This is a genomic window from Brevibacterium sp. Z349TD_9 (assembly GCF_056173565.1).
In genome coordinates this window covers 3,832,646-3,853,343 of record NZ_CM149680.1, presented here as the reverse complement: position 1 = coordinate 3,853,343, position 20,698 = coordinate 3,832,646, and the positions used below count along the sequence as shown (strand labels likewise).

Here is a 20,698-nt window from a genome sequence, read left to right as displayed (position 1 = left end):
TGCCTTTCGAACGTATGAGGAGGTCAGTCGAGGGAGATGACCCGGGGCATGTGGAGTGCCGCCTGGCCGTGGGTCATGACATCGAACATGAGCGTGCGACCCGTGCGCAGCGAACGGAGATCGTCGGAGACCCGTCCCTCGCCGAGGTGGAGGTCGATGTCCCGCGGGAACAGCGTCGTCCCCGAGACCAGGGCATTCGTCTGGTTGAACGTTCCGTGCCAGCCGCCGTCGAAGTGCGTGTACGACGTCAGCGAGGACACCGCGGTTCCCGAGCGATGCCGCTTCTGCCGCGGGGTCGGCGCGTGGAGTTCGACGTCGATTCCCCCTGAGTCGTTGAGCACCCGTCCGGAGACCGACTGCGCCGTGATGTCGACGTCGATGTCGGTGACCCACTTCGGGAAGCCGTAGCCGTCGTGGCCCCGGACCTGGGCGATCTCCGTATTCACCGGCAGCGAGAGGACGTAGGAGTCAAGATGGTTGTTCTTCAGCGCCGCGATGAGGTCGATCGCCCCGAGCGGACCGTGGTGGGGCGGCTTGACCGCGATCCCCACCGCCGCCTCGGTGTAGAAGTCGATGTCGGCGACGTCGTAGCGGAAGAGGATGAGCGAGGCGAGGCCGAAGCCGGGGACGACCTCGAGCGGATTGAGAGGCGCGGGAAGGCGATCGCGCAGAGCGCTGGTCGGAGCGAGCATCGTCAGACGTGCACTCGACATCGCGTAGTAGAAGTTCGGGGTGAAGGTCGGTCCGATCGCCGACTGCACCTCGACCTTGGGCTGGTCCCGGAAGAACTCCACGCCGCCCACCCGGGGGTCGCGGGCCACATCGTCGAGGTCGGTCTGCATCCGGTAGCGGTCGAAGAGTCCGCCGGCGGGGACGGACACGGTGCGGTTGCCGAGGGTCACTGTTGTGGAGGTATCGCGGTCGATGCTCATTGTCACTCCCATTCGCTTCGGTACTCCCGGGTCGAGAGTAGCCAGCCGAAGTTAACGGTGTCAACATCGAGATGGAGGGAATCATTCCCCTGGGGTGGTGATCTCGGACTCAGGCTGCGGGGGCGGGGCACATGCGCGGTGCGGGCGCGGCGCCTCAGCCGGCGACGGCGGCGAAGGCCGCGCGGACGCGGTCGTCGAAGTGGTCGTCATTGCGGCCCAGCGTGCCCTCGAGGTGGAGCGTGGCCATGCCGTGGGCGAGCGCCCAGCCGGCGGTGGCCATTCCGTGGGCGTCCCGGTCAGGGTGGATCTTGGCTGTGACCTCCTCGATGAGCGCGAAGACCTGCGCGCACGCCTCACGGCGGGCTTCGTCGTCGGCGAGCTCGGAGCCGAACATGAGCGCGTAGAGCGCGGGATGGTCCTCGGCGAAGTGGATGTAGACGAGTGCGAGATCGACGAGCGGGACCTGCCCGGCCTCGGTCGCGTCGATGACGGCGCGGAGCGCCGCTTGAAGTTCGCGGAACCCGTGTTCGGCCATGGCGGCCTCGATGTCCTGTTTGCTGCCGAAGTGGCGATAGGGCGCGGCCTGCGAGACCCCGACCCTGCGCGCGACGGCGCGCAGCGAGAACGGCTCTCCTTCCTCGAGCATTTCGATCCCCGCCGCCACGAGGGCGGCGCGGAGATTGCCGTGGTGGTGACGTGGCTTCTCGGTGGTCGGCGTTGACACTGCTGTGGTTCCCCCATACGTTGTAGACACCGTTAACTTTACCAAGCCGGTCGGCCGAGGAGGTCGGCGGCATCTGCGCCCGGAAGGCATTCCCATGACCTCGGTTCTCTTCGTCATCACCGCAGCCACCGGCTGGACGCTGCGCGACGGCACCGTCCACCCCACCGGCTACTGGGCCGAGGAGGTCGCCGAACCCTACCGCGTCTTCTCCGAGGCCGGATGGGACATCACCGTGGCCACCCCGGGCGGAGTCGCCCCGACCCTCGACGAGCTCAGCCTCGGCGTCGCCGGCGGCAGGCCGAAGAAGCGCCAGGAGATCCGCGACTATCTCGAGTCGATCAAGGACGTCCTCGACCATCCGGTCGCCCTCGACTCCGTCGATGAAGCCGACTACGACGTCGTCTTCTACCCCGGGGGCCACGGTCCGATGGAGGACCTCGCGGTCGACCCGGTCTCAGGCGAACTGCTCAAGCGCAGACTCGCCTCGGGCAAACCGCTCGCCCTGCTCTGCCACGCCCCGGTCGCCGTCCTCGCAGCGACGAACGACGACGGCACGAACGCCTTCGCGGGGCGGACGATGACCGGGCTGTCGAATGTCGAGGAACGGCTCAACCCGTTCGCCTGGAAGGCGAAGTGGCTGCTCGAGGACGCGGTCAAGGACGCGGGCATCCACTATGAGAAGGGCATCGTGCCGCTGCGCCCCCATGTCGTCGTCGACGGCAGCCTCTACACGGGACAGAACCCGGCATCCGCCGAGGCGCTCGCCGACCGCATCCTCGCCGATGTCGAGGGACAGACGGCGGGCACGGGAGCAGCCCGATGAGGCGTGCACCGCTCGACCACCGCGGCACCACCGCGCTCGTCACCGGCGCGAGCTCGGGTCTCGGCGCCGAGTTCGCTCGCCAGTTCGCCGCGCGTGGGGCCGACCTCGTCCTCGTCGCCCGGCGCCGGGATCGGCTCGAGGCGCTCGCGGATGAACTCACGGCCGCGCATCGCATCACGGTGAACGTGTTCACTCAAGACCTCGCAACCTCCGACGGGGTGCACGGTCTCCTCTCCGACCTCGAGACCCACGGAATCGCCGTGGACTCGCTCGTCAACAACGCCGGCTTCGGCATCACCGCCCCGTTCGCCGAGACCGATGCGCACCGCCTCGACGAGATGCTCGCCCTCAACGTCGTCGCCCTCACTCGCCTGACCAGGACGCTGCTGCCGCAACTGCTCAGTGCTGACCGGGGCGTCCTCGTCAACGTCGCCTCCGCTGCGGCATACCAACCGACGCCGGGCATGGCTGCGTACGGGGCGACGAAGGCCTATGTCCTCTCGCTCACCGAGGCGATCGCCGAGGAGACGCGCAGGAGCGGCCTCCGCGTCCTCGCGCTCAGTCCCGGACCCACGAGCACGGAGTTCTTCGCCGTCGCCGGCGGCGACTTCTCCCAGCCGATCAGCTTCGAGACCCCGGAGAAGGTCGTGTCCGTCGCGTTCTCCGCCCTCGACCACCCGCAGCCGCGGTCGGTCATCTCGGGACTGTCCAACCGGGCGATGGTCGCCGCCGCCGGTCTCATGCCGCGCCGGATCGCGCTCTACGCGGCCCGTCGTGCCCTCGAATGACCTGGTTTTAGGGTGGTCGTATGAGCATCGACACCGCAGAGATCACCGCATACCTCGACCGCTATGCGCGGTCGTTGAGCGATTTCGACGCCGAGGCGGCCGCCGGGCTGTGGTCGATCCCCGGCATGATCGTCGACGAGACGTTCGCCGGAGTCCTCGACTCCCGGGAGGCGATGGCCCAGGGACTCGAGCAGTCCTACCCCGTCTATCGAAAGCTCGGGCTCGCCTCCGTGGGATACGACCTCCTCGGCGAGGATCACCTGACCGAGGGGTTCGTCATGGTCCGCGTACGCTGGGACTTCTTCGACGCCGACGGCGCCCGGCTCACGGACAGCGTCGCCCACTACCTGCTCCGGCGGGAGGACGAGGGGCTGCGGGCGACCGTGTGCGTGCAGACCGACGACGTGGAGAAGCTCCAGGCGCTCGCCGCCGAGAAGGGCGTCGACCTCTTCGCTCAGGAGGAGTGACCACCCCGCGTGTCGGCGGGCGTCACTGCCTGACACATGGTCGAAAAACCGGTGAAACATCCGCTCGCTACGCTGGCCGCATGAGCGAGACGACTCTCACGGCCAGGGCCGAGACGACCGGCGGGATGAACTTCTACACGCGCAAATGGGTGCGGCCCGAGGACCTCAATGCCAACGGCTCGCTCTTCGGCGGCAGCCTGCTGCGCTGGCTCGACGAGGAGGCCGCGATCTATGCGATCGTCCAGCTCGGCAACCACCGCGTCGTCACCAAGCTCATCTCCGAGATCGAGTTCGAATCGTCTGCCCGCGAAGGCGACATCATCGAGATGGGCTTGGTCGCCACCCACTTCGGGCGCACGTCGCTGACGATGCGGGCGAAGGTCCGCAACATGATCACCCGCAGGGTCATCCTCAGCATCGACCGGCTCGTCTTCGTCGGCGTCGACGAGTTCGGCACGCCGATGCCGCACGGCTACACGACGATCACGTACAAGCGCGACCGGATGACCGCCGAGAACGGATGAGAGTCGAGGGGACCCCTCAGCGGCGAGGGGACCCGCCGGGAGCGGTGCGCTCGCCGGCGACCGGTCCGCTCGGGGCGTCGAGGACTCCGAGGGACTCGAGTTCGGTGCGCAGGTCGTCGGCGCCGGTGAAGACGATGCCGATGATCCCGAGCCGGCGGGCCGCCTCGACGTTGGCCTCGAGGTCGTCGACGAAGACCGTGCGGTCCGGGTCGAGGCCGAAGCGGGAGAGGAGGAGGTCGAAGATCGCCGGATCAGGTTTGATGAGCTTCTCCCGACCGGAGACGACGATGTCCTCGAGCTCGCTGATCGCCGGGGCTGCGACGGGTGCGTGGTGGATCGTCTCGGCCGACCAGTTCGAGAGCCCGAGCAGCCGGACGCCGGCGTCCTTGAGCTCGGCGACGATGTCGGCCATCCCCGGGATCGGGCCGGTGAGCGAGTGTTCGAAGCGCTCATAGTAGCGGGCGACGATCTCCCCGTGGCGGGGATCGACCCGTGCGGCGCGGTCGACCACCTCGGCGACGGTGGCCCCGTTGTCGGCGGAGACGTTGAGGGAGGCGAAGTCAGCCGCGGCGGCGAACTCCTCCCACTCGGCCCGACTCATCTCATCGGAGAGGGGACCGGTCTGGTCCCAGCCGACGAGGACCTGGCCCAAGTCGAAGACGACGGTCGTGGGGACATCGGACATCGGAGCACCGCCTTGGAGTGGATTCGTTCCCGGACTCCCTACGCTACCGCGTCAGGCGAGGAGGACCTCGACCCCGGCGGCGGTGAGTTCGGCGACCGCCTCGGGATCGGCGTCCTCGTCGGTGACGAGGACATCGATGTCCTCGAGCGGGCAGATGCGCACGAAAGCGCTCTTGCCGATCTTCGAACTGTCGGCGACGACGACGACCTGCTTCGCGCGGGAGGCGAGGACTCCGTTGATGCTCGCCTCGCCCTCATCGTGGGTCGTCGCCCCATAGCCGAGAGCGACGCCGTCGACGCCGAGGAAGACGAGGTCGAGGTTGAGCTGGGAGATGACGTCGTAGGCGATCGGGCCGATGAGCTCGTTCGACTGGGGGCGGGCGACCCCGCCGGCGACGACGAGCTTGATGTGCTGGCGCACCGTGAGGAGGTTGGCGATGTTGACGGCGTTGGTGACGACGGTGAGCCGGCTGTCGTAGGTGTGGTGGACGAGATCGGCGCGTTGGGCGAGCGCCTGCGCGGTCTCGCTCACGGTCGTGCCGCCGTTCATCCCTACGGTCATGCCCGGTTTGACGAGTGAGGCGCTGAGCGAACCGATCCGCTCCTTCTCATTCGCCCGCTGCGCTGACTTGTACTTGATCGGAAGGTCGGCGACCCCGGAGGACACGGCCCCGCCCCGCGTGCGCGTGAGCAGCTGCTGTGCCGAGAGGTGGTCGAGATCGCGACGGACAGTCGCCGTCGAGACCGCAAGCCTGTCGGCGAGCTCGTTGACGCTCATGTGATCGTTCTCAGCGAGGAGCTCGAGTACTGCGTTGAGACGCTCATATCGCATCGCGCGACCTCCTGTGCTCCTATGGCATACCGAATGTTGTGCATGAGCGTAGCACTCGGCTTCTCGCCGCGATCAGGCGGAATGCCGTGAGTGGGGATTCTCGAGGAGTTCGGCGAGCGTGGCCGCTCCCGCGCCTCCGGGCGTGTCCTCGTCAGCAGCATCCTCGTCTCCCTCGCTGGTGGGCAGCAGTGGTCGTCAGTCGGTGCGATTCAGGCTCGGTGGGTGGGCTCAGGGGTGCGCAGGTCGGCGGTCGCGAGCGCATGCCGGGCGGCTGCCCGCGCCGCGCTCGCCGAGGAGGCGCCGAGCGCGGCGACGGCCATCGCCTGGCACTGACCGTGGTCGGATTCCCCGATCGCCTCAGCGACCGCGGGCAGCGCCCGCGGCGACATCGACAGCGAGGTCACACCGAGTCCGACGAGCACGCATGCGAGGAGCGGGTCGGCAGCCGCCTCGCCGCACACCCCGACGGGTTTGCCGTGCGCGGTTCCCGCCACGGCGACGGTGCGCACGAGGCGGAGGACCGCGGGCTGCCACGGATCGTTGAGCTCGGCCACGGCACCGAGCTCCCTGTCGGCTGCCATGGTGTACTGCGTGAGGTCGTTCGTCCCGATCGAGACGAAGTCGCATTCGGCGAGGATCGCGTCGGCCATCACCGCTGCCGCGGGCACCTCGATCATCACCCCGGCACGGGAGATGCCGTAGCGCCGGGCGATCATGCGGAAACCCCTGGCTTCGGCAGGGGTCGAAATCATCGGCGCCATCACCCAGGGGTCCACATCCTGCACGCGGGCGGCGATGGCGATCGCCCGCAGCTGGTCCTCGAGCAGATTCGTCGTCGCCCGATATCCCCGGACCCCGAGCGCGGGATTGCGTTCGCCGAGGCCGTGTGACGGGGGCATCGTCGTATCCGTGCCCGTGTCGAGGGTGCGCAGGATGACCTTGCGCTCCGGGACCTCGGCGAGCACAGAGGAGTAGAGCCGCGCCTGGACCTCGATGCTCGGTTGCCGGGTGCGCGTGCGGAAGGCGAGTTCGGTGCGGAAGAGCCCGATTCCGTCGGCCTCGCACGCGGCCACCTCGGCCGCTCCGGCTGCGTCGCCGACGTTGCCGAGGAGTTCGACAGGGTATCCGTCGGCGGTGCGGGTGCCGCCGACGCTGCGTTGTGCGGCCGGTGCCGCTGTGCTGCGGGCGGGTGACTCCGTGACGTCCGCGACGCGGACCCGGCCGGTCCCGCCGTCGACGCGGACGCGCATGCCGGTGCGCAGGGCGGTGGCTCCGGCGGCGACGACAGCGGGGATGCCCAGAGACCGGGCGACGATCGACGTGTGGCTCATCGGACCTCCGGCCTCGGTGATGAGCCCTGCGACGAGATCGGGATTGAGGCCGGCGGCGTCCGCGGCGGAGAGATCGCGGGCGATGAGCACGGTGGGCTCACGGAGCTCGGGGGCACCGCCGGCCGCCTCCGACTCTCCGTTCTCGGTCAGCGTCTGCGGGCGCGGGGGTCCGAGCCTCGGTGCCATGAGCTGCACGACGCCGACGCCCGTGCCCGGGCTGACACCGAGTCCGGTGACCACCTCGGCGCTCACTGGGAGGGACTCCCGGACGTGGAGAGCGGGGTGGCCATCGTTGACTCCTCAACGGTCTGCAGCGAGCGCGGGGTCTGCCGTGCGACAGCGAAGGACTCCGCCAAGAACATGAGCAGAGTTGCATAAAAATGCACAAAAAGTCAACGGAATGATCGAAAGTCTCACGCTGTGAGCATCGTTGGGCAACGGATTCCGCAGGCTGAACAGACTGCAGGATCACCGTGGAATCCCTGATCAGAGTTGAAGTGCTTCCGCTATCAGCCTCATCGTCAGCGGCGCGGGCGACGGAAATCGTCGGTGCGCTGCCATCGGGACTGTGATCGGTTGAGTGACAATTCGATCATCTTCGATCATCGAGAGGATCGGCATATGTGCTCGGCACATATGCGAAGCGGCCGGTGACAGCAGACATGCTGTCACCGGCCGCTCCGATCCGCGTCGGGACGATCAGCGCGGAGGCGTCGACCGTCCCGAGGAAGTCTCTGGGCTGGTGGGCTCAGAGGGGGCGAACGGTCGTGGCCTGGAGGCCCTTCTGTCCCATCTCGGACTCGAATTCGACGTTCTGTCCCTCGACGAGCTCGCGGTAACCGGTCGATTCGATGGCGGAGTAGTGCGTGAAGACATCGGCCGAACCGTCGTCAGGCTGGATGAATCCGTAGCCCTTCTCCGCGTTGAACCATTTCACGGTACCTGTGGTCATATTCTTTGTATCCTTATTCAACTGCGACCGCCGGAGCGGTCTTGATGGTCGGATCCGAGACGGATCCGGCTGTTCACACACAGGGGCCCGAGCGATGGTCGGCGGGTGCCGCACATCGCCGGGCCGTGAGGTGTGAGTTTTCCGTCGGAGGACGTGCGGACGAACCGCAGGTCCGACGGAGATCTGGGGGAGGCGTCGATGCACGACGCGTATGAGAAGGGAGAAGAGGGAAATGAAGCGATGCCCCCACCCTAGCAGAGTCCGCCGGTGCACGGTCGCGCGGCATCCTAGACTGTCCTCGTGACGATCACCGAGGTCCTTCCCTTCCTGGGCGGCATCACCGTCCTCCTCGTCATCACCTTGGCCGTCCTCCGGTTCGCCGAGGTGGGGCTCGGATGGCTGCCTGTCGTGGCGATCGTGCGCGCCGTCGTCCAGCTCGCCCTTGTCGCCCTGCTCCTGTCCGGGGCGCTCACCGCCTGGTGGTCGGTCGCCGCCTTCGTCGGTCTCATGCTCACGACTGCCTCGGTGACCTCCCTGCGTCGGGCCCGCGGGCTTCCGCGCGGACCGCTCGGCGCCGTCCTCGGCGTCGTCATCGGCACCCTTGTCACCCTCGGGCTCGTCCTCGTCCTCGGACTCGTCGATCTCCGGTTCGAACGGGTCATCGCGATCGCCGGCATCGTCTCGGGCAACGCGATGACCGTGGCCACGCTGTCGATGCGCCGCTTCGCCTCCGATCTCCACACCGGCTGGGGCGAGGTCGAGGCGTGGCTCTCCCTCGGTGCCCAGCCTCGGCGGGCCGGGAAGCGGCTGCGGCAGACCGCGGTGCGCGAAGCCCTCCTGCCCAACTTCGACCAGACGAAGAACACGGGGCTCGTCACCCTGCCCGGAGCGTTCGTCGGCGCGCTCTTCGCCGGCGCGGCACCGCTCGAGGCCGCCCAGTTCCAGATCGTCGTCCTCACAGCGATCATGCTCGCCGGGGCGATCACCGCCGTCGTCGCCACGCAGGTCGCCTCCGGGGTCGCCCTCAAGCCGGCAGAACCAGCACAGTGAACCCTGCTGAAAAGGACAGATGCCTCCATGTGCAGACAGCGCCCATGATCCGGGTTTAGACTGCCCAGATGTCTACGATCGAGATCACCCAGGACAACTTCGAGACGACCATCAACGACAACTCCATCGTCCTCCTCGACTTCTGGGCCGCCTGGTGCGCCCCGTGCCGCCAGTTCGCCCCCGTCTTCGAGCAGGCCTCCGACGCCAATCCCGACATCGCCTTCGGCAAGATCGACACCGAGGCCCAGCAGGAACTCGCCGGGCTCTTCGCCGTCACCTCGATTCCCACCCTCGTCGCCTTCCGTGACGGCATCGTCGTCTTCGCCCAGCCCGGAGCGCTCGCCGCCCCGCAGCTCGAGCAGGTCATCACCGGGGTCAAGGACCTCGACATGGATGCCGTCCGCGCAGAGATCGCCCAGCGCGAAGCCGCATCCGGCTCCGACGGCGCGAACGAGGGAGCGACCGAACCCGGTCAGGAGAGGTGAGCCGCAGACCGCATCCGGGGTCGGCTGGTGAGTGGGAGGAGCGCTACGCCGGCACCGAGGCGGTGTGGTCGGGCGAGCCGAACCCCTCCCTCGTCGACGTCGTCACCGAGCTCGACCTCTCGCCCGGTCGCAGCCTCGACGTCGGCTGCGGCGAGGGCGCCGACGTCCTCTGGCTCGCCGCCCGAGGCTGGCAGGCGGTGGGCATCGACGTGTCCGCGACCGCCATCGACCGAGCCCGCGCCGCCGCTGCGGCCGCCGGGACGAGCGCGGACTTCGCGGTCGCGGACCTCACCGACTGGGCCGGAGCGACCGACGCCCGGAGAGCGGCAGCATTCCCTCGCCGAGGCGGCTTCGACCTCGTCACCGGATGCTTCCTCCACACCCGGATTCCCGACACGCGCGAGGAGCTCCTCTCCCGCCTCGGCGAATTCGTCGCCCCCGGCGGACACCTCATCCTCATCTCCCATGCCGGGATCCCGCCGTGGGCCGCCGGCCACTCCGGCGGTGACGACGGGTCGCATGACCACGATGCCGACCACGACGCCCATGCTGGTCACGACGCCCACGACGAGAACGACTTCCGCGGTCCGGAGGAGGACTTCGCCCTGCTCAAGGCGAGCGGAACCGGGGACTGGGAGCTCGACCTCGGCGAGATCCGCACTCGTGCGGTGACCGCTCCGGACGGCTCCTCAGTCGACCTCGACGACGGCATCCTCGTGGCAAGGAAAGTTTAGGCATTCTTCACTACACGACGTAGAGGTCGCGGGGGTAGGATGACGCCATGGCTCGGTTCAGCTTCCTCGAGTGGCCGGTACTCCGGCAGTTCCGTTCGTCCGACCCGACTGGACGCGGCGAATCCGTCGTGTCCCCGCAGACGCGCAACACGGTGCCGCGGACGACGACGGCCGACAAGGTCGTCCAGTCGGTCTGCCCCTACTGCGCCGTCGGCTGCGGTCAGCGGATCTTCGTCAAGGACGACAAGGTCGTCGGCATCGAAGGCGACCCCGACTCGCCGATCTCCCGCGGACGCCTGTGTCCGAAGGGCTCGGCGAGCGAGCAGCTCGTCAACAACCCCTCCCGACAGACCGAGGTCCTCTACCGCGCCCCCAAGGGCAGGGACTGGCAGAAGCTCGACCTGAGCACCGCGATCGACATGATCGCCGACCGCTTCATCGACGCCCGCCGCAACCACTGGGAGGATGTCGACGACAAGGGCCACCCGCTCCGGCGGACGATGGGGATCGCCAGCCTCGGCGGGGCGACCATCGACAACGAGGAGAACTACTTCGCGAAGAAGCTCTTCACCGCGGCCGGGGCGATCCAGATCGAGAACCAGGCCCGCATATGACACTCCGCCACGGTTCCCAGTCTGGGAACCTCGTTCGGGCGCGGCGGCGCCACTCAGCCCGTCCAGGACATGGCGAATGCCGACTGCATCGTCATCCAGGGCTCGAACATGGCCGAATGCCATCCGGTGGGATACCAGTGGGTGACTGAGGCCAAGGCTCGGGGTGCACGGATCATCCACGTCGATCCGCGCTTCACCCGGACCACGGCGGTGGCCGACAAGCACGTCCCGATCCGGGCCGGCTCGGACATCGTCCTCCTCGGTGCGCTCATCAACCGCGTCATCTCCGACGGGCTCTACTTCGAGGAGTACGTCCGCGCGTACACGAACGCGACGAACCTCATCAGCGACAACTACCTCGATCCCGAGGACCTCGACGGGCTCTTCTCCGGCTACGATCCGGCGACGAACTCGTACGACAACTCGACGTGGGCCTACCAGACCGACGAGGCGGGCGTGGCCCTGCGCGATCCCAACCTCAAGGACCCGCGCAGCGTCTTCCAGATCCTCGCCCGCCACTACTCGCGCTACACCCCTGAGATGGTCGCCGACAACTGCGGCATCTCGGAGGCCGACTTCGAGTATCTGCTCGAGTCGATCACGACGAACTCCGGACGCGACCGGACGACGTGCTTCGCCTACGCCGTCGGTTGGACTCAGCACTCGCTCGGCGCGCAGTTCATCCGCACCGCCTCGATCCTCCAGCTCCTGCTCGGCAACATGGGCCGCCCGGGCGGCGGCATCATGGCGCTGCGAGGACACGCGACGATCCAGGGTTCGACGGACATCCCGACGCTGTTCAACCTCCTGCCCGGCTACCTGCCGATGCCGAGCGCCGGGGTCCATGACACGTTCGACGACTACGTCGCCGCCGTCGGCACCCCGGAGACCCACAAGGGCTACTGGGCCAACGGACGCAGCTACGTCGTCAACCTGCTCAAGGCCTGGTGGGGCGATGTGGCGACACCGGAGAACAACTTCGCCTTCGACTACCTGCCGCGGATCAACGGCGCCCACGGGACCTACCAGACCCAGGTGCGCATGCTCAACGACGGCGTCGACGGCTACTTCATCCTCGGCCAGAACCCGGCCGTGGGATCGGCGAACGGGCGCATGCAGCGCATGGCGATGAGCCATCTCAAGTGGATGGTCGTGCGCGACTTCAGCCTCATCGAATCCGCCACGTGGTGGAAGGACGGCCCGGAGATCGCGACCGGGGAGCTGAAGACCGAGGACATCGACACCGAGGTGTTCTTCCTCCCCGCCGCCAACCACACCGAGAAGGCCGGGACGTTCACCCAGACCCAGCGCCTCGTCCAGTGGCGTCACAAGGCGGTCAATCCGCCGGGCGATGCGCAGAGCGAACTCGAGTTCTTCTTCGAACTCGGCAATCGGGTGCGGGAGAAGCTCAAGGACTCCGACGATCCGCGCGACCGGCCGCTCCTCGACCTCACGTGGGACTACCCCCTCGACGAGGACGGCGAGGTCGACGCCGAGGCAGTCCTCCGGGAGATCAACGGCTACCATGTCAGCGGCGAGAAGGCCGGGCAGCCTCTCTCCGTCTACACCGAGATGACTGACGACGGCACCACCGCCGGGGGCTGCTGGATCTACGCGGGCATCTACAAGGACGGCGTCAATCAGGCCGCCAGGCGCAAACCGCGCACCGAACAGGACGAGATGGCCCTGGAGTGGGCGTGGGCGTGGCCGGCGAACCGGCGGATCCTCTACAACCGCGCCTCGGCCGACCCCGAGGGCAAGCCGTGGTCGGAGCGGAAGAAGCTCGTGTGGTGGGACGAGGAGAAGGGCCGCTGGGTCGGAGCCGACGAACCGGACTTCCCCCTCGAACGCGAGCCCTCAGCGCACTCCGACGTCCCCTTCGGCGGGCCCAGCCAACTCGACGGCGACGACCCGTTCATCATGCAGGCCGATGGCAAGGGCTGGCTCTTCGCACCCAGCGGCATGGTCGACGGTCCGCTGCCGACCCACTACGAACCGCAGGAGTCGGGGACGAGCAACCCGCTCTACACCCAGCAGAACAACCCGCTGCGCAAGATCATGCGTCGCGAGGACAACCTGTCCGCGCCCGGTGCCGGCTTCCCCGGCTCCGAGGTCTACCCCTACGTGTTCACGACCTACCGGCTCACCGAGCACCACACGGCCGGCGGCATGTCACGGTGGCTGTCCTACCTCTCCGAACTCCAACCGGAGATGTTCTGCGAGGTCTCACCGCAACTCGCCGAGGAACTCGGCCTCGAACCGTACGGGTGGGCGACACTCGTCTCCCCGCGCGGAGCGATCGAGGCCCGTGTCCTCATCACCGAGCGGATGACGCCCCTGACCATCGGCGGACGCACCGTCCACCAGATCGGCCTGCCCTACCACTGGGGCGTCGGCGGCGACGGGGCGTGGGTCGACGGCGATTCGGCCAACGACCTCCTCGGCGTGACGATGGATCCCAACGTCTTCATCCAGAACGGCAAGTACGTCGCGGGCACCGCAATGGCGGGCAGGCGACCGCGCGGTCCCGAACTCGTCGACTTCGTCGAGAAGTTCCAGCGTGAGGCGGGGCTGACCCCCGAATCGGGCAACGAACTCGTCACCGTGCCGCCGGAGGTCGTCGACGAGGCGGCCGCCGCGGGATCCCCGGCGACGACCGGCGGACACAACGAGCGCGGAGGCGACTCCGCGGTCGGCGTCACCCCCGGTCGCACGTACGGTGCCGACGAGAGCGGAGACTCCGGCGGCGCCTCGGCGAAGGGGCACCGCGAGGTCACGGACTCCGGGGACTCGTCCGACGCCGTGGACGGTCAGGGCGAGGGCTCGGCCGGTTCGGACCGCCCGACATCGTCGGGAGGCACCGATGCGGTCGGCGGGTCCGAGGCTCAGTCGGGAAGCACCGACGACCAGCCGAAGAAGCGCGTCGACGCGAACTTCGCCGTCGACGGCGACCCGACCGACGGGGACCCGGACTACGGCTACGACGCCGAGGGCCGACCGTACGAACCGGTCGATCCCGAGCAGCCGGCGAACGCCTGGGAGTACGAGAAGCGAGCACGCAGACGCGACGATGAGCGCGCTGAGGAGAAAGAGGAGGACGACTGATGGCGGCACCGACGCTGGATGGCGGCACCGTCGCGGACGGCCACTGGCACGACTCGACGCACCACCGCAAGGGATTCTTCACCGACACCTCGATCTGCATCGGCTGCAAGGCGTGCGAGGTCGCGTGCAAGGAATGGAATCACAACCCGCAGGACGGCAACTTCGAGATCCTCGGGATGTCGTACGACAACACGGGTGAGCTCGGTGCCAACACGTGGCGTCACGTCGCCTTCATCGAACAGGGCAAGGAGCAGATCGAAGCGGCGAGGGAGTCGGGTCGCAAGCTCGTCAACCTCGGCATGCCCGGGATCCGCCCGCGCACGGATGAGACCTCCGGCCCCCAGCCGGTGGGCGGGGCAGGCGGAGGTCTGCCGTCGTCGCCGCAGCTCGACGTCGACCTGCTCGCCCCCGGAGCCCTCGACCCCGTCGACTTCGACGGCGTCGACACGACGCCGCCGGACACCGCGGACTTCCGCTGGCTGATGTCCTCGGATGTGTGCAAGCACTGTACGCACGCCGGCTGCCTCGACGTCTGCCCGACCGGTGCGCTCTTCCGCACCGAGTTCGACACCGTCGTCGTCCAGGCCGATGTCTGCAACGGCTGCGGCACGTGCGTGGCCGGCTGCCCGTTCGGCGTCATCGAACGCCGTGACGACGGCACGATCCGTCCGCCCACGGACCGCAACGGCAACGAGCGGCCCCTGGACACCGACGACATTCCGAACATGCACACGGCGAACAAGTGCACGCTCTGCTACGACCGCCTCGTCGAGGGTCAGACCCCGGCGTGCGCGCAGACCTGCCCGACGACGTCGATCAAGTTCGGCGACCGGGAGGACATGGTCGCCCAGGCGCACGACCGCGTCGCCGAGCTCCATGCGAAGGGACTCACCGAGGCGCGCCTCTACGGGGCCAACCCCAACGACGGCGTGGGCGGCACCGGATCGGTCTTCCTCCTCCTCGACGAACCCGAGGTCTACGGCCTGCCGCCGGACCCCAGGGTCGCGACGAAGGACCTGCCCGCGATGTTCGCCACCGCAGGCATCGCCGCGCTCGGCATGATCGCCGCGGCCGGTCTGTCCTTCCTCGGGAGCCGACGTCCATGAGCACATCCGAATACGATTCCTACCGTCCCCCTGAGCCCGAAGGCGGCCGGAAGAAGCGTCGCCGAGGCGGTCGTGGAGGGCCCGGGTCTGGCCGCGGTTCCGGTGGTCAGGGCGGCTCCGGCGGCGGCTGGCAGAACCGCGGCGCCGACGACGGACGCGAGATGCCGATGGTCGAGGACGTCGAGTTCACGTCCTACTACGGTCGGCCCATCGTCAAACCGCCGCCATGGGGGCATGAGATCTCGCTCTACCTCTTCCTCGGCGGGCTCGCCGGGGGGTCGACGCTGCTCGGGCTCGGCTCGCAGCTGAGTGACCGGCCGGGCATGCGGGCGGCGACCCGGCTGACCGCGATCACTGCGACCGCCGTCGGCGGTGCCGCGCTCGTCAAGGATCTCGGGCGTCCCGAGCGGTTCATCAATATGATGCGCGTGGTCAAGGTGAGCTCCCCGATGAGCCTCGGCACGTGGATCCTCTCCGGGTTCGGCGTCGGCGCGGGCATCACGTCCGTCATCGAGGTCGACCGGCTGACGAGGGAGAAGCTCATCCCGCTCGGTCCGTTCCGGAAGCTGCTCCACGCCCTCGAGCTGCCTGCGGCCCTCGAGTCGGCGCTCTTCGCGACCCCGCTGGCCGCGTACACGGCCGTGCTCCTCGGCGACACCGCGGTGCCCACCTGGAACGCTGCCGGCCGCAACGGACTGCCGTATGTCTTCGTGTCCTCGGCATCACTGGCCGCCGGTGGTGCGGCGATGGCGCTCTCGCCGGTGCGCGAGGCCGAACCGGCGCGCCTGCTCGCCCTCATGGGGTCGGCCGGGGACATGTATGCGATGTCGCAGATGAAGAAGCGCATGCACCCGGTCGAGGTCGAACCGATGGAGGACGGCGAACCCGGTCACAAACTCCACCGGGCCGAGAAGCTGCTCATCGCCGGCGCGATCGGCGCCGCCGTCGTCGAGGTCGGAGCCAGCGTGTTCGCGAAGAAGCTCGGATCGCGGACCGGGGACAAGGCGCTCGGCGTCGCGAAGGGTGCGGCCAAGGGCGCTGCCTCCGGGTTGGTCTCGGGTGTCGCGTCTCTCAAGGGCGCGGGAGTCGTCAAGGCCGCGGCGAGCGGGGCGGCCGGTCGCGTCGCTGCCTCGGGCGCCGCGACGGTGGCCGCGAACAAGGCGGGCCGGAGCTGGAAGACGCGGACTCTGCTGCGGACGCTGTCCGTGGTCAGCGGTGCGGCACTGGCAGCCGCCTCGGCGTACACGCGTTTCGGTGTGCTCGAAGCCGGCATCGAGTCGACGAAGGATCCGCGCCACGTCATCGAACCCCAGCGCGCCCGCCTCGCCGAGCGCCGCGCCCGCGGCATCACCGACGACTCGATCACCACCGCGTGACCAGCGCGGTGCTCGGGGAGTGTGTGCGGCTGCGTGCGCTGGATGCGCGGGGAGTGTCGTCGCGACGCACCTGTAGCGGCACGTCATACCCTTAGCGGCAGTCCCGCGGCGGAACGCCACATCCTCCGCGTGGCTGCGCACAAACTACCCTGAGCGCCTAATCCGAGCGGTGCACGGGTTGTTTGTGCGGCTGCGTGCGCTGGATGCGCGGGGAGTGTCGTCGCGACGCACCCTGGGCATCACGTCATACCCTCAGCGGCAGTTCCGCGGCGGAACGCCACGTCCTCCGCGTGGCTGCGCACGAACAACCCTGAGCGCCTAATCCGAGCGGTGCACGGGTTGTTTGTGCGGCTGCACCGACAGGGTGCTTGACGGGGGTCGCCGAGAGGCACCCTGGGCATCACGACCTACCCCCAGCGCCACGTCCTCCCAGAAGCGCCACGTCCTCCCAGGAGCGGTACGACCAACCCGCCCGTCGCTTCTGCGCTCCCTACACCTCGACCGCGGGGCCCCGCCAGAGCACGTCGCCGTCGACGATCGTCTGCAGCACACGGGAGTCGAGGAGTTCGTCGCGGGCGCCGGTGAACGGGTCGACGCTGACGACGATGAGATTCGCCCGTCCGCCGGGCACGATCTCGCCGACGCCGTCGGTGAAGCCGCCCGCCTGCGCCCCGGCCCGGGTCAGCCCGTCGAGCGCCTGCGCGGGCGTGAAGGCACGCTCGGGATGGTACTCGGCGGGCCCGGGTTCGAGAGCCGAGCGCGTGGTCAGGGCGATGAAGAGATTGTGGGCGGCCTCATGGGGCGCGGTCGGAGCGTCGGTGCCGAGTGCGATCGGCACTCCCGCCTCCCGGAACCTCTGCCACGGGAAACCCGTCTCCGCACGCTCGTCGCCGAGCATCGCCTTCCAATTGCCCATGATCGCCGGATCGCAGTGGACCGGCTGCATCGACGCGGTGACCCCGAGGGCCGCCATGCGCCGGATCGTCGCCTCCGTGCACGATTCGAGGTGTTCGATGCGCGGAGTCCGGATCTTCGGGCCGTTGACCCGCACACACTCCTCGACGAGGTCGAGCGCGATCTCGCTCGCCCGATCCCCGATCGCGTGCATGGCCAGCTGCAGACCTGCGGCGTCCGCGGCCACCGCCACCGGTGCGGCGGTCTCGAACGACCAGATCGGCTCGGCATTCGACCCGTCCGCGTACGGTGCGCGCATCGCCGCGGTGCACGCATCGATGACCCCGTCGAGGATGAACTTCACCCCGGTGATCCGGAACGAGTCCGTGTCGAACCGCTCGGCGACGAGGTCGCGCACCTCGGCGGCGCGGGCGACGGCGGCAAGGTCAGCCTCCGGATCACCGGTCGGTCGGAGCAGCCAGTGCGCGCTCACAGGAAAAGGCAGCCGGCCGTCGCGCTCGAGCCGGCGGAGGAACGTCGCGAGCTCGGTCTCACCGAGAGCCATATCCGTCGCCGCCGTCACCCCGGTCTCGAGGTAGGTCGCGAACGCGAGGTCGAGGAACCGATCCCGGTCCTCGTCGGTGGTGATCTCATCGAGGTAGGCCCAGACGTACTCGATCGCCGCGCTCTCGAGGAAGAACCCGGTCGCCGCCCCCGTGCCGTCGCGGACAATCCGGCCGCCGGGTGGATCCGGCGTCGTCGCGTCGATGCCCATCGCCTCAAGCGCGGCCGTGTTCACCCACGTCGAGTGGACGTCGTTGGAATCGAGGACGACGGGGATGTCGGCGACCGCCTCGTCGATCATCGCCGCGGTCGGCTCCCCGCCCGGCACGGCTTCGAACATCCAGCTGGCGCCGAGGAGGTACTCCGCATCCGGCTGCTCCTTCCGTGCCTGTCGGAGCCGGTCCTGGATCTGCTCGAGGCTCGTGCAGTCCCGCAGTTGGACCTTGTCGAGCGCCTGGCCGAACATCGCGAGGTGCGTGTGCGCCTCGACGATGCCGGGGGTGACGAGTGCCCCGCCGAGGTCGGTGACCTCGGCGTCCGGCCCGGCCGCTGCGACGACGGACTCCCGGTCCCCGACGGCGAGGACACGGCCGGCGTCGAGGGCGACCGCCTCGTCGAGGGGGGAGTGCTCATCCCCGGTGAAGACGGTGGCGTTGGTGAAGACGGTGGTCATGGTGTCCTTCCGTGGAGGGGCAGGGTGCGGGGACGGCGGGCGCGGTCAGGCGGGGTCCTCGCCGAGGTGGCTGAGCGTGCGTTCGACGCGGGTCGAGACGCGGGCGATCCACACGGTCGGGATGATGACGACGAAGCTGACGATGCCCATGATGAGGCCGAAGTTCGCGATGCCGACGGACTCGATCACCCACGCGCCGATGATCGGGGCGAAGCTCGACCCGACGATGTAGGCGCCGATGAGGGGGCCCGACCAGCTGCCGCGCGCGTCGAGGCCGGCGGCGGTGGCGATGAAGAGGACGAACGCGAACGCGTAGATCGTGTTGACGACGACGATGAGGACGGCGAGGGTGAGCGCATCCGTGGTCATCCCGATCCAGATCTTCGTGATCCCGCCGAGGAGGAGGGCAGCGGCGAGCGGCACAGCCCGTCCGATCCGGGTGCCGAGGAGGGTGACGACGAGCATCGCCGCGGCCCCGACACCGGCGGCGGCGCTGAGCGCGAAGCCGAGGCTCTGCTCGCTCAGACCGACGGCGTCGCCGAGGACGGGTGCGAGCGTCCATACGGAGTCCTCGCTCGTGCCCCACACGGGGAAGACGATGAGGACGCCGATGCCGGCGAGCATGATCGTGCGCGGCGTGCGGGACCCGGCGGGCGCCTCGGCGACGATGTCTGCGGTCGAGTAGTCGGGGGTGTCGGGCAGCCACACGGTCACGGCGAGGCTGATCGCCGCGAGCAGGGCGAGGGCACCGAAGACGGTGATCTGGGCGAGCCCGATGACGGGGATGAGGGCGAGGACGACCATGACGAGGAGACGGTTGACGACCCCGCTCGTCGCGCTCACCCGGTTGGGATTGCGGACGGCCGCGATCGCCGCGCCCGAGCTCGAGATCGCTGTGCCGACCCCGCCCCGCCGATGATGAAGCCGGTGACCACCGCGCCCGGGGAGCCTGCGAAGGCGGCGACGAGGAAGCCGATGATCGCGACGATGAGCCCGATCGAGGCGAGCGTGCGACGGTGGGAGCCGGAGGCGAACCGCGAGGTGGCGAGGCCGACGACCGCCGAGGCGAGCAGCGCCCACGTGAGGATGTTGCCGGAGGCGATGACGTCGAAGCCGACGTCCTCGAGGACCGACATGATGAGCGGGGCGAGATTGGCCATCATCAGACCGGCGAGCGAGACGAGGAAGATCGCCGCGCCGTTGCGCAGTCCCAGCGGCACGCGCGGATCGTCGACGGTGCTCGCCTGGGTCGGTGTCGGTGAAGTCATGGACGGCCCCTTTGCCAGAAACTCAGTTAACCGAAATGTTTTCGGTTAACTAGTATGGTGCATGCCACACCCGTCGATGTCAATCCATCGGCGCCGACCAGCCACTGCCGACCAGCCACTGCCGACCTCGACCCGGGAAAGAGCACTCGATGGCACGTCCGACCTCACCGCTGCTGAGCCGAGAGAAGATCGCGCTCGCCGCGATCGAGATGCTCGACTCCGGGCAGGAGCTCAAGATCCAGCCGCTCGCGAAGCGGCTCGGGGTCAGCCTCTCTTCGCTCTACCACCACGTCGACGGGCGGGAGGGGATCGTCCATGCGATGCGCGAGGTACTCAGCGGGCAGTACGTGCTGCCGACGCCGGACGGGGATACGTGGCAGGACGCGGTGCGCGCGGGGGTCGGCTCGCTGTGGCGCCTCTACGCCGACCATCCGCGGGTGATGATCCACCTCCTCGGCGTGACCATCGAAGAACCGCAGACCCTGCGCCTCTACGAATCCCTCGTCTCTGCTCTCAAGCGGGCGGGGCTGCCCGAGGGCGAGGTCCTCTCGACCGTCGAGGTTCTCGACGCCTTCGCGTTCGGGGTCGCGATCGATGCGCTCTCACCGACGCAGATCTTCGCCCCCGACGACGAGGACTCACCCCTGACGGATCTCATCGCCGCGCATCCGACGGGGACTGCGCGCAACGAACTGCTCTATCGGCGCGGCCTCGACATCATCATCGCCGGCATCGAAGCGCGGGTGGGGTGAGGGAGCGCGCGGGCCGGCTT

General features: G+C 68.8%; 19 protein-coding genes and 1 pseudogene. 11 read left to right on the top strand and 9 right to left on the bottom strand.

What is annotated here, in order from left to right; translation table 11 throughout:
- Window positions 1-23 precede the first annotated feature (23 nt).
- Both AC0VYB_RS17730 and AC0VYB_RS17725 read right to left on the bottom strand, forming a co-directional pair.
- Complete coding sequence (locus tag AC0VYB_RS17730) at window positions 24-932, bottom strand: acetoacetate decarboxylase family protein (protein ID WP_063250368.1); 909 nt, start codon at window positions 930-932, stop codon at window positions 24-26.
- Between the two features lie 154 nt (window positions 933-1,086).
- Complete coding sequence (locus tag AC0VYB_RS17725) at window positions 1,087-1,656, bottom strand: TetR/AcrR family transcriptional regulator (RefSeq protein ID WP_063250367.1); 570 nt, start codon at window positions 1,654-1,656, stop codon at window positions 1,087-1,089.
- Window positions 1,657-1,750: 94 nt separating this feature from the next.
- Here AC0VYB_RS17725 and AC0VYB_RS17720 point away from each other — a divergent pair, with 94 nt between their 5' ends.
- From AC0VYB_RS17720 to AC0VYB_RS17705, 4 genes are all read left to right on the top strand, one after another.
- Window positions 1,751-2,479, top strand: coding sequence for a type 1 glutamine amidotransferase domain-containing protein (locus AC0VYB_RS17720; protein WP_063250366.1), 729 nt, complete (start codon window positions 1,751-1,753; stop codon window positions 2,477-2,479).
- On the top strand, window positions 2,476-3,267 hold the full coding sequence (locus AC0VYB_RS17715; RefSeq protein ID WP_063250365.1) for an SDR family NAD(P)-dependent oxidoreductase: 792 nt from the start codon (window positions 2,476-2,478) through the stop codon (window positions 3,265-3,267). Before AC0VYB_RS17720 ends, AC0VYB_RS17715 begins: the two co-directional genes overlap by 4 nt.
- Before the next feature lie 20 nt (window positions 3,268-3,287).
- Window positions 3,288-3,734, top strand: a complete 447-nt coding sequence (locus AC0VYB_RS17710) for a hypothetical protein (RefSeq protein ID WP_063250364.1) — start codon at window positions 3,288-3,290, stop codon at window positions 3,732-3,734.
- An 80-nt stretch (window positions 3,735-3,814) separates the two neighbouring features.
- Window positions 3,815-4,258 carry an acyl-CoA thioesterase gene (locus tag AC0VYB_RS17705; RefSeq protein ID WP_223289833.1) on the top strand — a complete coding sequence of 148 codons (444 nt, stop codon included), beginning with the start codon at window positions 3,815-3,817 and terminating at the stop codon, window positions 4,256-4,258.
- Window positions 4,259-4,274: 16 nt separating this feature from the next.
- On the opposite strand, the gene AC0VYB_RS17700 is transcribed toward AC0VYB_RS17705, so the two are convergent.
- The 4 genes from AC0VYB_RS17700 to AC0VYB_RS17685 form a co-directional block, all read right to left on the bottom strand.
- Complete coding sequence (locus AC0VYB_RS17700) at window positions 4,275-4,943, bottom strand: HAD family hydrolase (protein ID WP_144587768.1); 669 nt, start codon at window positions 4,941-4,943, stop codon at window positions 4,275-4,277.
- 51 nt (window positions 4,944-4,994) lie between these two features.
- Window positions 4,995-5,774 (bottom strand): DeoR/GlpR family DNA-binding transcription regulator, encoded by a 780-nt coding sequence (locus tag AC0VYB_RS17695; RefSeq protein ID WP_009376807.1) that lies wholly within the window; start codon window positions 5,772-5,774, stop codon window positions 4,995-4,997.
- 209 nt (window positions 5,775-5,983) lie between these two features.
- On the bottom strand, window positions 5,984-7,357 hold the full coding sequence (locus tag AC0VYB_RS17690; protein WP_144587766.1) for a putative PEP-binding protein: 1,374 nt from the start codon (window positions 7,355-7,357) through the stop codon (window positions 5,984-5,986).
- Between the two features lie 496 nt (window positions 7,358-7,853).
- A complete protein-coding gene (locus tag AC0VYB_RS17685) occupies window positions 7,854-8,057 on the bottom strand; it encodes a cold-shock protein (protein ID WP_009376805.1) in 204 nt (67 codons plus the stop codon).
- A 300-nt stretch (window positions 8,058-8,357) separates the two neighbouring features.
- On the opposite strand from AC0VYB_RS17685, the gene AC0VYB_RS17680 reads away from it, so the two are divergent.
- The 6 genes and pseudogenes from AC0VYB_RS17680 to nrfD all read left to right on the top strand — a co-directional run bounded on the left by AC0VYB_RS17680 (window position 8,358) and on the right by nrfD (window position 16,527).
- Window positions 8,358-9,107 carry an ABC transporter permease gene (locus AC0VYB_RS17680; protein WP_222125955.1) on the top strand — a complete coding sequence of 250 codons (750 nt, stop codon included), beginning with the start codon at window positions 8,358-8,360 and terminating at the stop codon, window positions 9,105-9,107.
- Between the two features lie 68 nt (window positions 9,108-9,175).
- Window positions 9,176-9,592: a thioredoxin family protein gene (locus AC0VYB_RS17675; protein WP_009376803.1), complete on the top strand. Its 417-nt coding sequence runs from the start codon at window positions 9,176-9,178 to the stop codon at window positions 9,590-9,592.
- Entirely contained in the window at window positions 9,589-10,326 is a 738-nt protein-coding gene (locus tag AC0VYB_RS17670) for a class I SAM-dependent methyltransferase (RefSeq protein ID WP_095376528.1), read from the top strand. The genes AC0VYB_RS17675 and AC0VYB_RS17670 overlap by 4 nt, the downstream gene beginning before the upstream one ends.
- A gap of 47 nt (window positions 10,327-10,373) precedes the next feature.
- A pseudogene (gene fdnG / locus AC0VYB_RS17665) lies at window positions 10,374-13,538 on the top strand (formate dehydrogenase-N subunit alpha); the annotation flags it as partial.
- Between the two features lie 506 nt (window positions 13,539-14,044).
- Window positions 14,045-15,151 (top strand): 4Fe-4S dicluster domain-containing protein, encoded by a 1,107-nt coding sequence (locus AC0VYB_RS17660; RefSeq protein ID WP_009376796.1) that lies wholly within the window; start codon window positions 14,045-14,047, stop codon window positions 15,149-15,151.
- Window positions 15,148-16,527: an NrfD/PsrC family molybdoenzyme membrane anchor subunit gene (gene nrfD / locus AC0VYB_RS17655; RefSeq protein ID WP_475384899.1), complete on the top strand. Its 1,380-nt coding sequence runs from the start codon at window positions 15,148-15,150 to the stop codon at window positions 16,525-16,527. Before AC0VYB_RS17660 ends, nrfD begins: the two co-directional genes overlap by 4 nt.
- 490 nt (window positions 16,528-17,017) lie before the next feature.
- Here nrfD and AC0VYB_RS17650 read toward each other — a convergent pair whose 3' ends face one another.
- From AC0VYB_RS17650 to AC0VYB_RS17640, 3 genes are read right to left on the bottom strand one after another with little or no spacing between them, the layout of a single operon-like run.
- Complete coding sequence (locus AC0VYB_RS17650) at window positions 17,018-18,658, bottom strand: amidohydrolase (RefSeq protein WP_475384898.1); 1,641 nt, start codon at window positions 18,656-18,658, stop codon at window positions 17,018-17,020.
- Window positions 18,659-18,703: 45 nt separating this feature from the next.
- Window positions 18,704-19,501 (bottom strand): MFS transporter, encoded by a 798-nt coding sequence (locus tag AC0VYB_RS17645; protein ID WP_475384897.1) that lies wholly within the window; start codon window positions 19,499-19,501, stop codon window positions 18,704-18,706.
- The gene (locus tag AC0VYB_RS17640) at window positions 19,498-19,926 is read right to left on the bottom strand and encodes a hypothetical protein (RefSeq protein ID WP_475384896.1); all 429 of its coding nucleotides are present in this window, start codon (window positions 19,924-19,926) and stop codon (window positions 19,498-19,500) included. Before AC0VYB_RS17640 ends, AC0VYB_RS17645 begins: the two co-directional genes overlap by 4 nt.
- Before the next feature lie 149 nt (window positions 19,927-20,075).
- Here AC0VYB_RS17640 and AC0VYB_RS17635 point away from each other — a divergent pair, with 149 nt between their 5' ends.
- Entirely contained in the window at window positions 20,076-20,678 is a 603-nt protein-coding gene (locus tag AC0VYB_RS17635; protein WP_475384895.1) for a TetR/AcrR family transcriptional regulator, read from the top strand.
- Window positions 20,679-20,698: the final 20 nt, after the last annotated feature.

What these genes read in the sequence shown, in the direction of transcription:
- AC0VYB_RS17675 (WP_009376803.1), top strand. Translation starts at nt 9,176, where the DNA reads ATGTCTACGATCGAGATCACCCAGGACAACTTCGAGACGACCATCAAC.
- AC0VYB_RS17730 (WP_063250368.1), bottom strand. Translation starts at nt 932, where the DNA reads ATGAGCATCGACCGCGATACCTCCACAACAGTGACCCTCGGCAACCGC.
- AC0VYB_RS17705 (WP_223289833.1), top strand. Translation starts at nt 3,815, where the DNA reads ATGAGCGAGACGACTCTCACGGCCAGGGCCGAGACGACCGGCGGGATG.
- AC0VYB_RS17685 (WP_009376805.1), bottom strand. Translation starts at nt 8,057, where the DNA reads ATGACCACAGGTACCGTGAAATGGTTCAACGCGGAGAAGGGCTACGGA.
- AC0VYB_RS17720 (WP_063250366.1), top strand. Translation starts at nt 1,751, where the DNA reads ATGACCTCGGTTCTCTTCGTCATCACCGCAGCCACCGGCTGGACGCTG.
- AC0VYB_RS17650 (WP_475384898.1), bottom strand. Translation starts at nt 18,658, where the DNA reads ATGACCACCGTCTTCACCAACGCCACCGTCTTCACCGGGGATGAGCAC.
- AC0VYB_RS17635 (WP_475384895.1), top strand. Translation starts at nt 20,076, where the DNA reads ATGGCACGTCCGACCTCACCGCTGCTGAGCCGAGAGAAGATCGCGCTC.
- AC0VYB_RS17700 (WP_144587768.1), bottom strand. Translation starts at nt 4,943, where the DNA reads ATGTCCGATGTCCCCACGACCGTCGTCTTCGACTTGGGCCAGGTCCTC.
- AC0VYB_RS17715 (WP_063250365.1), top strand. Translation starts at nt 2,476, where the DNA reads ATGAGGCGTGCACCGCTCGACCACCGCGGCACCACCGCGCTCGTCACC.
- nrfD (WP_475384899.1), top strand. Translation starts at nt 15,148, where the DNA reads ATGAGCACATCCGAATACGATTCCTACCGTCCCCCTGAGCCCGAAGGC.
- AC0VYB_RS17710 (WP_063250364.1), top strand. Translation starts at nt 3,288, where the DNA reads ATGAGCATCGACACCGCAGAGATCACCGCATACCTCGACCGCTATGCG.
- AC0VYB_RS17640 (WP_475384896.1), bottom strand. Translation starts at nt 19,926, where the DNA reads ATGACTTCACCGACACCGACCCAGGCGAGCACCGTCGACGATCCGCGC.
- AC0VYB_RS17660 (WP_009376796.1), top strand. Translation starts at nt 14,045, where the DNA reads ATGGCGGCACCGACGCTGGATGGCGGCACCGTCGCGGACGGCCACTGG.
- AC0VYB_RS17695 (WP_009376807.1), bottom strand. Translation starts at nt 5,774, where the DNA reads ATGCGATATGAGCGTCTCAACGCAGTACTCGAGCTCCTCGCTGAGAAC.